Raw genomic sequence first — 12,601 nt, 5'->3', positions numbered from 1 at the left:
GGAGGAGGATATTATGATTAATGTTACGATCAATGGAAACCAGTATGAAGTTCCAGAAGGTATTAATATATTAGAAGCTGCCAAGCTGAATGGCATTCTCATCCCTAATTTCTGTTATTTAGAAGGCGTTCATGAATGTGGTTCCTGTAGAATATGTGTTGTTGAAGTAGAAGGAGCAAGAACTTTACAAGCTTCTTGTATTACGAAAGTGACAGAGGGAATGGTCATTAAGACCAATACAGAGAAAGTAAGAAAAGCTAGAAAACTACTCTACGAGTTGATGTTATCTGATCATAATAAAGAATGTTTAAGTTGTAGAAGAAATGGTAGTTGTGAGCTTCAAGACCTAGGTGAACTATTGCAAGTGGATGAAGTTCGCTTCGAAGGAGAGCAATCAAAAGCTAATGTAGAATTCTCTAACCCCTCTATCTATAGAGATATGTCTAAATGTATCTTATGTAGACGCTGTGAAACTGTCTGTAATGAGATTCAAGGAGTTGGAGCCATTAGCAGCCAAAATCGCGGGTTCCAAACGACTATAAGTCCAAGTGGCAATTTTGAATTGGCTAGTGTTAACTGTGCTTATTGTGGTCAATGTACTTTAGTTTGTCCTGTAGGTGCTTTAATGGAGGTAGATTCCACAAAGGCAGTATGGGATGCACTAAGTGATGACAGTAAACGAGTTATCGTTCAAACAGCACCAGCCATTAGGGCTGCTCTTGGAGAAGAATTTGACTATGAACCAGGCACTCTTGTAACAGGGCAAATGGCTGCTGCATTAAGAAGAATGGGCTTCGATGATATTTTTGATACCAACTTTGCAGCAGACTTAACCATCCTTGAAGAAGGTACTGAGTTCCTAACAAGAATGGGCAATCTATTAGCAGGTGAGGATATCAAAATTCCTATGATTACAAGTTGCTCACCAGGATGGATCAAATATATTGAGAATCACTTCCCCGATTTACTGGGTCATTTATCAACGTGTAAATCACCTCATATGATGTTGGGGGCAGTAGCTAAATCCTATTATGCAGAGAAGTTAGAAAAGGACCCTAAAGATATCTTTGTTGTATCTGTTATGCCTTGTACAGCGAAGAAATTTGAGATAACAAGGGAAGAAATGATCAATGATGTAGATGCTGTTCTTACGACAAGAGAATTAGCTAAGATGATTAAAGAAGCAGGTATTGACTTTAAGAATCTTCCTGAAGAAAAATTCGATATTCCTTTTGGAATCTCTTCTGGTGCTGCAGATATATTTGGTACAACAGGTGGTGTTATGGAGGCGGCTCTTCGTACAGTTTATGAAATCATAACTGGTGAAGAATTACCATTCAAGAACCTTCATGTAGAGCCTATAATGGGTCTAGAGTCTATTAAGGAAGGTGCCATTACTTTTGAGAACACCGCCGATGATTGGAAAGCTTTAGAAGGAAAAACAGTTCGAGTAGCTGTAGCCAGCGGGTTGGATAATGCTAGGGTACTGCTCGAGCAAATTAGAGAAGGTACATCACCTTATCAATTTATTGAGATCATGTGTTGTCCAGGTGGTTGTATAAGTGGTGGAGGTCAACCACGACCAACCAATGCTGAAATCAGACAAAAGCGTCTTGAAGCGATTTATCGTGAGGATGAGAATAAAGATCTACGTAAATCACATGATAATCCACTTCTTATGAAATTGTACGAAGATTATTTAGAAAAGCCAAACAGTCATGTGGCACATAATATTCTTCATACACACTATGTGGATCGTGGTCGATATAATGAAAAAGTGAATACAGATGAGTAATAAGAAAGAGCGGTCGAGGGACCGCTCTTTTCTTCACTACATTAAGTGACTGAATATTATCCATCCTGACTCAATAAAAGCCAATCTGGCTTCTTTTTTACATTTTTTATCCAAGCGTAATCTCCTCATCTATTGCGTACTTAAGCACTTTGATAATCTAATAAACTAGTATATAATATGGGAAAGGATTGAACGTGATTCTATTATGACGGAGGTTTCATGATGATAGAAAAGGATAGGGGTTCTACTCACTCCAATAGAGTTTATGAATTTAGTAAAAGATTTTCTGAAGTATATACGATTCCTAAGTTTGTAGCAGTGGGAATTAATAAGGCAGAGGAGAAATGGAGTTTTTGGGAGCATCTGCATCACTCCAATGAATATGTTTATATAAGAAAAGGGGCAGTGAAATATTGGTGTGATGACCAAGAACATATTGCACATGCAGGAGACTTTTATATCATCCATCCTGGTCAAAAACATAGGGAAGTAAGTTATATAGAACCCTTAGAATTTATCTATTTGAAATTTAGATATAAGCAAATGGATCAATTAAGTCATCCTCAAGAGCAAATCATCAGAAATGCTGATAAAGATATTGTAACCTTAATGGAACAGATCATTATTGAACTAGAAGAGCAAGAACTCGGTACGAAACAAATAGTAGAAGCTATTATTTTACAATTAATTTGGCGTGTCAAAAGAAGATTAAACCTAAACAATGATTGTGATCAGGTAAAAATTGATAGCAAAAATATTATCGTTCAGGAAGCTATTGAATATATTAAAAGTCATCAACATGAGAAGATTACAGTCAAGCAGATTGCAGAAAACTGTAATGTATCTACAGATTATTTGGCCCATATTTTTAAAGAAATCACAGAGTTTTCACTTCTGCAATATGTGGATCATATTAAAATGGATGAAGCAAGTATAATGCTATTGAATACGGATATGAACATCAGACAAATTGCGTATGAATTAGGTTATAATGATGCTTTATATTTCTCAAAGAAATTCAAGAAATTCTTTAAGCTTTCTCCAACTGACTATCGAAAACAGAATATGCCATAAGGTCAACAGAATAAGCCATTTTCTTTCCTAAAGGTAGATGTATAATTATTTTAATGATTGTTCACCTACTTTTGGGTTTATTAACAAAAATCATTTTTAAACCCTAGATGTAGAAAAAAATATTAAACACTAAAGGATATAAAGTGTATTGAACGGGGGATATAAATGATTAATAATTTCTCTTGCTCCTCTTCATGGAATGTGCATAAAGCTGAGATGAAAGATTTCTCAGGATATGATATGTTAAAAGAAATTAAAGAGTTAGGCTTCAATCAAGTGGAGTTAAACTATAATGTAACTGAACAAATGATAAGAGAGATGTATCCACTTATCGAATCAGGACAAATGACGGTTTCAAGCTTACATAATGTATGTCCAAAAGCATCACCAGAATTTGGACCATCTTCAGTATTTTTAGGGTTTGAGGATAATGACAAAAGGAGACAAGCCATTGAATATACCATTAGAACTGTTGAATACGCAAACAGGTTGGATGCAGAAGCCATTGTCATTCATTCAAGTAAAGTTATTGTATGTCCAGAAGATGATGGGTATTATAATGATAAGCTTCGTCGGGTATATCTTAATGATGGAGTAGAGTCTCAAGCATACAGTCAATTATTTGAAGAAGCTATTTCACTTAGGCAGAGATTTAATTTAGTACATACAGAATTAATAATCAATAGTTTAGAAGAGATATGCAACTATATGGCTAAGAAGAACATACATGTGAAATTAGGGTTGGAGAATAGAGCCAATTACCATGAAATACCTAACTCCGATGAATATGAAATGATTTTCACAGGTTTACAAGGAGCACCTGTTTATATGTGGTATGATATTGGACATGGAGAAATGTTAGACAGGTTAAAGACTTTTGATGGGCACAAAGTACTGGAAAAATATAAGGATAAATTGTTAGGGGTTCATATTCATGATCTTAATGAGAACTTTGAGGATCATTTTGCTCCTTATACGAAAAGCAACGTATTGGATAATTATCTTGAATACATTCATACTGCTCAGATTAAAGTTCTAGAGCTCTGTCAATACAATACACCTGAGATGATAAAAAGTGGAGTAAGTGAACTTATACGAAGGCTCAATTAAAAGAGAGTATGGAAGTGTACATCACCTTATCAATTTATTGAAATCATGTGTTGCCCAGGTGGCTGTTTAAGCGGTGGAGGGCAGATTTCTTAGAAAAACCAAATAGCCATGTGGCACATGAAATTCTTCATACACACTATGTGGATCGTGGTCGATATAATGAAAAGGAGAATGATTAAAAATACCAGATTTAAATTTTGGGAGAAAGGCTTGATACATGATTAAAAAAGAGGTATAATGAACTATAATTTTATATATAAGGGGAGCTTGTGTAATCAGGCTGAGAGTACATCTAATACGATGTAGACCCTCTAACTTGTATGGGTAATGCCAGCGTAAGGAAAATATTATGACCGTGTTTTTAAAACGTGTTGCCTTTGGTAGCGCGTTTTTTCTTTTGTCTTGGATTTCCCTGACTTATTTAGTGGTATTCCTTTTATATAAAATTTTAATATGAGATATAGAGAGGGAGATCATTTTTGAATAGTGCAGTTATTATTGCAATTCTACTGACAAGTGCAGTCTTTTTCGTTAGCATACGTCAGCTCATTGGCATTCAATTTAATGCTAGATTACTGACACGTGTAGGACTTGTTTCCGCATTGACCATGGTGTTATACACCATTAAACTCGTACCCTTTCCACAGGGCGGAGGATGTAGTTTACTTTCAATTTTACCTATTATGCTTTTAGCCGTATTATTCGGCACAGAGGAGGCTTTATTATCAGCCATTGTCGTTGCATTCTTAAAAATTATTGTGCAGCCACCCTATTTTATCATGCAACTGCCTCTTGATTATTTTGGGGCTATGATGGCAGTAGCGTTTGTGCCGATGTTTGGAACGAAGAGTAAAGTGAAACTAGGGTTAGGTGCAGGACTTGCAGTGACATTATCAACATGTTTTAGTATTCTTTCAGGGATTATCTTTTTTGGAGAATTTGCTCCTGAAGGAATGAATACTTGGTTGTATTCAATAGTTTATAATGTAACAGGTTATGGTGTTGAAGCTGCCTTAAGTGTTTTAGTGTTATTATTGCTATCAGCTAATAATTTTGCTAAGTTAAGCGTTTTAAGAAAGAAGGTGATTTAATGACCTTTTCATGGCGTTTAGTAAATGATCAACGTGTTCAGGCTTATTATGAAAAATATTTAGATCATCCATTTGTAAAAGGGCTGGGAGAAGGTACATTGTCACGTGATAGATTTAAACAGTACCTTATTCAAGACTCGCTGTACTTAAAGGACTATGGTAAAGTCTATGCTGGTGCATTTCTGTTGGTGGACCGGATTGAAGATTTACAGTTCTTGCACAGTTGCATCGGTGTGGTGGTTTCTGATGAAACCAATATGCATACCCAGTATTTGATGGATTATGGTCTAGATGTTTATAAAGTGGATAAGGACCCGGTTTTGCCAGAGAATAGAGCTTATCTAGATTACATGCTGAGTTTCTTACCAACAGGGAATGTGAAAGAAATATTTATGTCAGCATTGCCATGTACCCTTACCTATGAACATATCGGGAAAGCGCTTAAAGAAGGTTATAAAGATAACTTGGAAAGTAACTATTACAAGGCGTGGATAGAAGCTTATGCAGGAAAAGAATTTGAAGAGTTTAGTTTGGAATCTTGTCGATTATTGGATCGGATTTGTGAAGGTATTTCTAAAGAGGAAGAAGAACATCTTATTCAGATCTTTTTGACATCCTGTGAATATGAAATGGCTTTTTGGGATATGAGCTATAAAATGAATGAAGGAGAATACTCATGTTAAAAAAAATGATGACAAATCTTAGAGAAAAAACGCCTCTAGTTCATAATATCACCAACTATGTAACAGTAAATGATTGCGCTAATATGGTTTTAGCAACAGGAGGCGCACCTTTGATGGCAGATGATGCGAAAGAAGTTGAGGAGATTGTAGCCATTAGTAGTGCTCTTTATTTAAACATTGGTACACTTAATACAAGAACAGTAGAGTCCATGCTGTTAGCAGGTAAAAAAGCAAATGCCCTAGGAAAACCTATCGTTTTAGATCCTGTTGGAGTGGGTGCTTCTACACTGCGTAATGAAACAGCAGGTCGCTTATTAGAGCATTTTAAAATTGCTGTTATTAAAGGAAATAGTTCAGAAATTCGTGCCCTTTATAACAATGCAAAAACAACCAGTGGTGTGGATGTTCAAGAGGAAGATATGATAACCGATGATACATTGAACTCATCTATTACCTTTGCAAAAAAAGCTGCTTTAAAGTTTGGTAGTATTGTTGTGATCACCGGTTCATTGGATATTATCACTGACGGTAAAAAAGTGGCATTGTGCCGAAATGGACATACATTAATGGCACGAATAACAGGAACAGGCTGTATGCTTGGTAGTATGATTGCTACATATTGTGGTGGACAACCTGATGAAGTTTTTGAAAGTACAGTACATGCCATTGTTCATATGAGCTTTGCTGGCGAAAAAGCTGCCGCAAAAGTATTGGAACGTGAAGAGGGAACCGGTCATTTCAGAATGTATCTCATAGATGAGGTTAGCTTAATGACAGAAGATCAACTAGAAGAAGGTGTACGTGTTGAATACTTTGAAGAATAAATTAGGACTATACTTAGTAACAGATCGTTCATGGGCTGATGAAAAAGGTCTATGCCAACAGGTTGAAGCCAGCCTTAAAAATGGTGTAACATTTCTGCAATTACGAGAAAAGGATTTAGCAAAGGAAAAATTTTTAGTATTAGCCAAGGAAATGAAGAACATTGCCAAGGATTATCAAGTGCCCTTCGTTATCAACGATGCTGTTGATATTGCCCTTGCCTGTGATGCAGACGGTGTACACATTGGACAAGAGGATGATGATGTCGTTAAGACCCGAGAACGCCTTGGTGAAGGGAAGATACTTGGAGTCTCTGTAGGCACAGTTGATGAAGCAGTTAAAGCGGTTAAAGAAGGTGCTGATTATTTAGGGGTTGGTGCTATGTTTCCAACCATGACAAAAGATGATGCATCAGCCATTGCCTTTGATACACTCCGTGGAATTTGCGATGCAGTTGATGTACCTGTTGTTGCTATTGGAGGTATTAATAGTGACAATATTAAAGAACTTAAAGGCGGTGGTATATGTGGTGTTGCAGTCGTATCGGCGATTCTTGCAAAGGAGGATTGTGGAGCTGCAGCAGAGGAGTTACGAAATAAATGCGATGTTCTATTTAGTGAAGTGAGGGATAACGAGTGAAAAAAGTATTAACAATTGCAGGATCAGACTGTAGTGGTGGTGCAGGGATTCAAGCAGATTTAAAAACGATTATGGCTCATGGTTGTTATGGGATGAGTGTCATTACTGCATTAACAGCTCAAAATACAACAGGTGTTTATGGTATAGAAGAATGTACAACAGCTTTTGTAAAAAATCAAATGGATTGTGTGTTTACGGATATACCACCCGACAGTGTTAAAATTGGTATGGTGGCATCAAAAGACATTATTGAAACCATTGCTGAGGGGTTAAAGAAGTACCAGCCTAAGCATATGGTAGTTGATCCAGTGATGGTTGCAACTTCTGGTAGTTTATTATTGGAAGAGTCAGCTATGACAGCTCTATGTTCAAGGTTGCTGCCATTAGCAACGGTGATAACACCTAATTTATATGAAGCAGCCTTGTTAAGTGATATGACCATTCAAACCACAGATGATATGATGAAAGCAGCTAAAAAGATAAGTGAAATGGTGAATGGGAGTATATTAATTAAAGGTGGTCATCTAGAAGAACACGCCAATGATTTACTTTATTCAGATGGTCAATACTATTGGATTGAAGGGCATAGAGTAGATAATGCCAATACCCATGGAACAGGCTGTACACTTTCCTCTGCTATTGCTAGTAATCTTGCCTTAGGATATAGTTTAGAAGAGTGTGTTCGACGTAGTAAATCATTTATCACAGGAGCTATTGAAGATCAGATGGATCTAGGTAAAGGTCGTGGACCATTGAACCATTGCTACCAGATTATACAAGCGATGAATAAATGATAGAGTGATATATATAAGTAGATAAGAGTTAATATTAATAAAAGAGCGATGGGAAGATCGCTCTTTTTTTAATAAGAGAAACCAACTAATAGAATGGTCAGGCTTTATTCAAATCTCGATAATTTCCAGGTGTGATGCCTTCTATTTTCTTGAACCTTCTTATAAAGCTGGAAACATTAAAATATCCCACGTATTCTGCAATCATTTTCAATTGAAGGTCTGTAGTTACTAACATGTTTTTAGCTTTATTAATTCTTAACTCAATTACATAATCTGAAATTTTATATCCTGTACTATTTTTAAAGACTTGGCATAGGCTTGCTGATGACATATTGAAGTGTGAAGCCATTTGTTCAGTTGAAAATAAAGGATCATCGTATTTAGTTTCTATATAGTTAATCATCTTTTGGGTCTGATTATTGGACTTTATCTGTTTACTTCTTTTTACCATTTTACAAATCTCAATACTAAAGGATTTTATGGTATCTACTAATTCTTCTAGAGTATCAAATTCTACTATAGTGAAGATGTCAGGAAAAAGTTTGTCGTTAGTAATGGAGGATTTTTCTAAAGTATCTACTGTTTCTCCTATTTCATGAATCATATCATAACAAATTCCTCTAGCGATAAAGATAGGCGTGTTATTGTCTTTTAAGTAGTTAACAATGTTGGATAATATATTATCTAATTTAGAAATATCACCTAGCTTTATGATATTTTGAAGAATATGTATTTGCTCATGAGGATATAGATCATTGCAATATTGTTTGGGTGCAATTTCTTCAAAGGTTATTACTTGATTATTACCTTTAACTACACGGTAGTCAACAGCTGTTGAAGCTTCCATGTAAGATTTTGGTATAGAATTAGTTCCTTCACATGGGCTACCTATACCTATTGTGGAGGAAATGTTATAACTACTTAATAAATTTATTTGCAGTTTCTCAAGTTCGGTTTTAAATATAACTACATCATTTGTTTTAATTGTAGATATAAGAATAAGCTTATTATGCTCTACATGCTCTAATGAATAGGTATTAAAAAGAGTTAGAGCATTTTCGATGAGAGGGGCAAGGTGATTTTTTATCTCATTAGATATCTTTTTAAAATAAAAGATACTAATAACAAAATTTGAATTAGTAAACTGCACGTTACAATGCTTTAAGTCATTGTTCAAATGTTGGATTTGACTGTAATCGCCTCGAAGAAGCCTTATAAATATAAAGTTTTTGGTTGGAATAACATTATTATCAACCTTCAGCTTTAATTCTTTATTTTTCTCTGCAAGATATTCAATTGTCTTTTGTACGGAATCTAATTCATCTACTGGGTTATAGGCATCAGAAACATTAATGATTTTCTGAGACAAATTTTTTAACTGATATATAGGGTAATAATTTGTACGCATAATGTAGTAGATGACAAGTCCCCCAAGGATAGTAATCAGAATGATACTATAAACGAACTTAGATTGGGTTGATATAACTTTATTCATAATGGTTTTATAAGGTACAACGGAGATATATGACCATCCAGTCTCCGATGATTTAACTTTTGATGCTATGTATTCTGTATTATTCCATGTCAGTTGTTTTGTCTTAGGAGCGCTTTCATATCCAGTATAAAAGGTCCTAAATATTTCAGATTGTAAATAATCAGCATCATAAGACTGAGATACGATTTCGTTATTTTTATCAAGTATAATTGTATTCATATCATTATAAGATTCAATGCTATTGATAAGCTTATTAAACTGGTTTTCATTTACTAACACCAAAACTGTACCATAAGGATTTACACCATCATTTGAAAGTGGATAGATAAATGTGAATAAATTCATGTCCAATGTTCCAGTATAGGTTACGCTTTCTACTGGACGTAAAGAAAATTCCTTAGCATTATTGATGTCATATTTAAATTGTTCCAAAGACCAGTTTTCATAGTCATATAAGTATGTTTTGAAAGAGTCAATTTGACATGATGTTTTAGAGGAATAGATATAGGTATCACCATGATAGTATAAAAAGATTTCATAGATAAACGGATTTGTTACTGTGAAATTCATAAGCTCTTTTTTTATTTCTAGAGCTTTAACGGGGTTGTCGATTAGAGAGAATGGTTTTAAATCAGTGTTAAGGTTCAGCTGATTACTTGTACTATCCAGCTGAACAATTTGAAAGTCGATAATATTTTTCAGTTTATTGATATGATCAACATTATTAAGCATAGCTTCTTCACTTAAAGTCTTGATGGAGTGAGTGTATGTGTATGCTCCAAGAAGCAAAATTGGCAAACTTAAAAGTAGTAAATAGGAAGCCAAAAACTTATAAAAGATTGGTGATTTTTTCATTGTCAACATAGTATCACTCCTGTAGAAATTAATAATGTGTAGTAATTATACCATGATTTCCTAATTCATTGTTGAGTATATGGTAATTTTTAATAAATGCATATGGGTTTAATAAATGCATATTATCTCAAAGAAAATAAGCGTATTGCTTACTTTTCAAGGGTTGTCAGGAAGTTTACTAAATTGGAGCATACTTGATAGATAACTGTTGATTTACTTTTCTTGAGTACATTCATTATAATAAACACCATAAGCAGCTGCTAAGTTATAACTAAGCTATATGTCCTATAAAGTTAAAAAAGATTTTTTGGATTATTTAGTAGTTAGGGGGAAGAGATGAAGGTTATAAGTTTAAACGAAAATAAAAATAGGCATATATTCTTTTCGAAGAAGACTTTCATTACGTTAAGAAAAGATTATCAACTATACCTCTTTTTATTACCGGGTATTATTTATTTTATTATTTTTCATTACATACCTATGTATGGTGTACAAATTGCCTTTAGAGATTTTATTGATATCAAGGGGATATGGGGAAGCCCTTGGGTAGGATTAAAGCACTTTGAAAGATTTATATCATCCTATCAGTTCTGGAGATTGATGATCAATACATTGGGGATAAGTTTTTATCAGCTTGCTGCAGGTTTTCCTATACCTATTCTTTTAGCACTGATGTTGAATCAAACTGTCAACAAAAGGTTTAAAAAGGTTGTGCAAACAGTCACTTATGCACCTCATTTTATTTCAATAGTTGTTTTGGTGGGGATGATTCAGATGTTTTTATCTCCGAGGAATGGTTTTGTTAATGTTATGCTAATGGCATTAGGAAAAGATCCTATAGTCTTTTTAGCAAAAGCAGAGTGGTACAAAACAATTTACGTTCTATCTGGTATTTGGCAGGGGGCTGGATGGGGTTCGATTATTTATCTTGCAGCATTAGCAGGAATTAATATTGAACTATACGAAGCCGCCAAGGTTGATGGAGCATCAAAGTTTCAAATTATTAGACATATTGATATACCAGGTATAATGCCAACTGCAGTTATTCTCTTGATATTAAGTCTTGGGCGGATAATGAATGTTGGTTTTCAAAAAGCTTACCTACTTCAAAACGATATGAATCTTAAGTCTTCTGAGATTATTTCCACCTATGTATATAAGGTGGGGCTTATCGAAGCACAATACAGCTATTCAGCTGCAATTGGTCTATTTAATACAATCATTAATATTATTTTACTTGTATCAGTGAATCGATTGGCTAAGAAACTAACTGAGACAAGTCTATGGTAGGGAGGAAAGCAATGAAGACGATTTCTATTAAACGATCACGTGAAGATATAATTTTTGATACAATGAATTACTTTCTTTTGTCTTTAGCGTTAATAGTTGTTTTATATCCCTTGTACTTTATAATTATTGCATCGATTTCAAATCCTGTTGCTGTCCAAAGTGGTAAGGTTATATTTGTACCGGTGCAAGTAACCTTTGAAGGATATAAAAAGATTTTTGAATATAAAGATATATGGATTGGTTATAGAAATACATTAATGTATACTTTTCTTGGAACGCTTATTAATATTTTTTTAACCATGTTAATGGCGTATCCATTATCCCGAAAGAAGTTTTCTGGTAAAAGAGTAGTCATGATCTTTCTAATTATTACAATGTACTTTAACGGTGGATTGATTCCCACTTATTTAGTGGTGAAGAATTTAGGTTTACTCAATAATTGGATGGTAATGGTGGTAGTAGGTGCCATCAATGTATTTAATGTCATCATCACTAGATCATTTATGGAAAATACCATACCTGAGGAGCTCTATGAAGCAGCTACAATTGACGGTAGCTCTCATTTTCAATATTTTTTTAAAGTCGTATTACCTCTTTCCAAAGCTATTATGGCTGTGCTAGCTTTGTATTATGGTGTAGCACATTGGAATGATTACTTTAAGGGGTTAATTTATCTAAAGGATAATAACTTATATCCTCTCCAGCTAATCCTACGAGGGATACTTGTTCAAAATGATGTAAGTGATACAATGATGGACATGGAAGATGCGGAAAGAAGACAAGCGCTAGTAGAATTAATGAAATATGGGCTAATTATTGTATCCAGTATTCCGGTATTAATTATTTACCCATTTATGCAAAAATACTTTATAAAAGGTGTAATGATTGGATCAGTAAAAGGATAGATAGTGCTGTATTTATCAAATAGGTGTAATGCTGCATGTATTTGATGA

General features: G+C 34.5%; 13 protein-coding genes and 1 riboswitch. Of the genes, 12 read left to right on the top strand and 1 reads right to left on the bottom strand.

What is annotated here, in order from left to right:
• Positions 1-13 precede the first annotated feature (13 nt).
• The 10 genes from C1Y58_RS03680 to thiD all read left to right on the top strand — a co-directional run bounded on the left by C1Y58_RS03680 (position 14) and on the right by thiD (position 8,008).
• On the top strand, positions 14-1,795 hold the full coding sequence (locus C1Y58_RS03680) for an NADH-dependent [FeFe] hydrogenase, group A6 (protein ID WP_105614621.1): 1,782 nt from the start codon (positions 14-16) through the stop codon (positions 1,793-1,795).
• A gap of 222 nt (positions 1,796-2,017) precedes the next feature.
• Positions 2,018-2,869, top strand: a complete 852-nt coding sequence (locus C1Y58_RS03675; protein WP_170311504.1) for a helix-turn-helix domain-containing protein — start codon at positions 2,018-2,020, stop codon at positions 2,867-2,869.
• Positions 2,870-3,034: 165 nt separating this feature from the next.
• Positions 3,035-3,979: a sugar phosphate isomerase/epimerase family protein gene (locus C1Y58_RS03670; protein WP_105614619.1), complete on the top strand. Its 945-nt coding sequence runs from the start codon at positions 3,035-3,037 to the stop codon at positions 3,977-3,979.
• A gap of 36 nt (positions 3,980-4,015) precedes the next feature.
• The gene (locus C1Y58_RS27225) at positions 4,016-4,072 is read left to right on the top strand and encodes a hypothetical protein (RefSeq protein ID WP_408646586.1); all 57 of its coding nucleotides are present in this window, start codon (positions 4,016-4,018) and stop codon (positions 4,070-4,072) included.
• A gap of 17 nt (positions 4,073-4,089) precedes the next feature.
• A complete protein-coding gene (locus C1Y58_RS27220) occupies positions 4,090-4,158 on the top strand; it encodes a hypothetical protein (RefSeq protein ID WP_242985336.1) in 69 nt (22 codons plus the stop codon).
• Between the two features lie 70 nt (positions 4,159-4,228).
• Positions 4,229-4,339: riboswitch (TPP riboswitch) on the top strand.
• 119 nt (positions 4,340-4,458) lie between these two features.
• Positions 4,459-5,070 carry an energy-coupled thiamine transporter ThiT gene (locus C1Y58_RS03660; RefSeq protein ID WP_105614618.1) on the top strand — a complete coding sequence of 204 codons (612 nt, stop codon included), beginning with the start codon at positions 4,459-4,461 and terminating at the stop codon, positions 5,068-5,070.
• Positions 5,070-5,753 (top strand): thiaminase II, encoded by a 684-nt coding sequence (gene tenA / locus C1Y58_RS03655; RefSeq protein ID WP_105614617.1) that lies wholly within the window; start codon positions 5,070-5,072, stop codon positions 5,751-5,753. The genes C1Y58_RS03660 and tenA overlap by 1 nt, the downstream gene beginning before the upstream one ends.
• The gene (gene thiM, locus C1Y58_RS03650; RefSeq protein ID WP_105614616.1) at positions 5,747-6,577 is read left to right on the top strand and encodes a hydroxyethylthiazole kinase; all 831 of its coding nucleotides are present in this window, start codon (positions 5,747-5,749) and stop codon (positions 6,575-6,577) included. The genes tenA and thiM overlap by 7 nt, the downstream gene beginning before the upstream one ends.
• Positions 6,558-7,214 (top strand): thiamine phosphate synthase, encoded by a 657-nt coding sequence (thiE, locus tag C1Y58_RS03645; protein WP_105614615.1) that lies wholly within the window; start codon positions 6,558-6,560, stop codon positions 7,212-7,214. The genes thiM and thiE overlap by 20 nt, the downstream gene beginning before the upstream one ends.
• Complete coding sequence (thiD, locus tag C1Y58_RS03640) at positions 7,211-8,008, top strand: bifunctional hydroxymethylpyrimidine kinase/phosphomethylpyrimidine kinase (protein ID WP_105614614.1); 798 nt, start codon at positions 7,211-7,213, stop codon at positions 8,006-8,008. Before thiE ends, thiD begins: the two co-directional genes overlap by 4 nt.
• Before the next feature lie 97 nt (positions 8,009-8,105).
• Here the strand turns inward: thiD and C1Y58_RS03635 are convergent, their stop codons facing one another.
• Complete coding sequence (locus C1Y58_RS03635) at positions 8,106-10,367, bottom strand: helix-turn-helix domain-containing protein (RefSeq protein WP_105614613.1); 2,262 nt, start codon at positions 10,365-10,367, stop codon at positions 8,106-8,108.
• 327 nt (positions 10,368-10,694) lie between these two features.
• On the opposite strand from C1Y58_RS03635, the gene C1Y58_RS03630 reads away from it, so the two are divergent.
• Both C1Y58_RS03630 and C1Y58_RS03625 read left to right on the top strand, forming a co-directional pair.
• The gene (locus tag C1Y58_RS03630) at positions 10,695-11,648 is read left to right on the top strand and encodes an ABC transporter permease (RefSeq protein ID WP_105614612.1); all 954 of its coding nucleotides are present in this window, start codon (positions 10,695-10,697) and stop codon (positions 11,646-11,648) included.
• A gap of 11 nt (positions 11,649-11,659) precedes the next feature.
• On the top strand, positions 11,660-12,553 hold the full coding sequence (locus C1Y58_RS03625; RefSeq protein WP_105614611.1) for a carbohydrate ABC transporter permease: 894 nt from the start codon (positions 11,660-11,662) through the stop codon (positions 12,551-12,553).
• The last annotated feature ends 48 nt before the right edge of the window (positions 12,554-12,601 follow it).

Origin of the sequence: Vallitalea okinawensis (assembly GCF_002964605.1) — a bacterium.
In the GTDB taxonomy this organism is placed as follows: Bacteria; Bacillota; Clostridia; order Lachnospirales; family PQDH01; genus Vallitalea_A; species Vallitalea_A okinawensis.
This window is presented reverse-complemented; position numbering and strand designations above follow the sequence as displayed.

Bases quoted from the DNA above. Each gene is read 5' to 3' on its own strand.
- C1Y58_RS03680 (WP_105614621.1), top strand. From the start codon at position 14: ATGATTAATGTTACGATCAATGGAAACCAGTATGAAGTTCCAGAAGGT.
- C1Y58_RS03675 (WP_170311504.1), top strand. From the start codon at position 2,018: ATGATAGAAAAGGATAGGGGTTCTACTCACTCCAATAGAGTTTATGAA.
- C1Y58_RS03670 (WP_105614619.1), top strand. From the start codon at position 3,035: ATGATTAATAATTTCTCTTGCTCCTCTTCATGGAATGTGCATAAAGCT.
- tenA (WP_105614617.1), top strand. From the start codon at position 5,070: ATGACCTTTTCATGGCGTTTAGTAAATGATCAACGTGTTCAGGCTTAT.
- thiM (WP_105614616.1), top strand. From the start codon at position 5,747: ATGTTAAAAAAAATGATGACAAATCTTAGAGAAAAAACGCCTCTAGTT.
- C1Y58_RS03635 (WP_105614613.1), bottom strand. From the start codon at position 10,367: ATGTTGACAATGAAAAAATCACCAATCTTTTATAAGTTTTTGGCTTCC.
- C1Y58_RS03630 (WP_105614612.1), top strand. From the start codon at position 10,695: ATGAAGGTTATAAGTTTAAACGAAAATAAAAATAGGCATATATTCTTT.
- C1Y58_RS03625 (WP_105614611.1), top strand. From the start codon at position 11,660: ATGAAGACGATTTCTATTAAACGATCACGTGAAGATATAATTTTTGAT.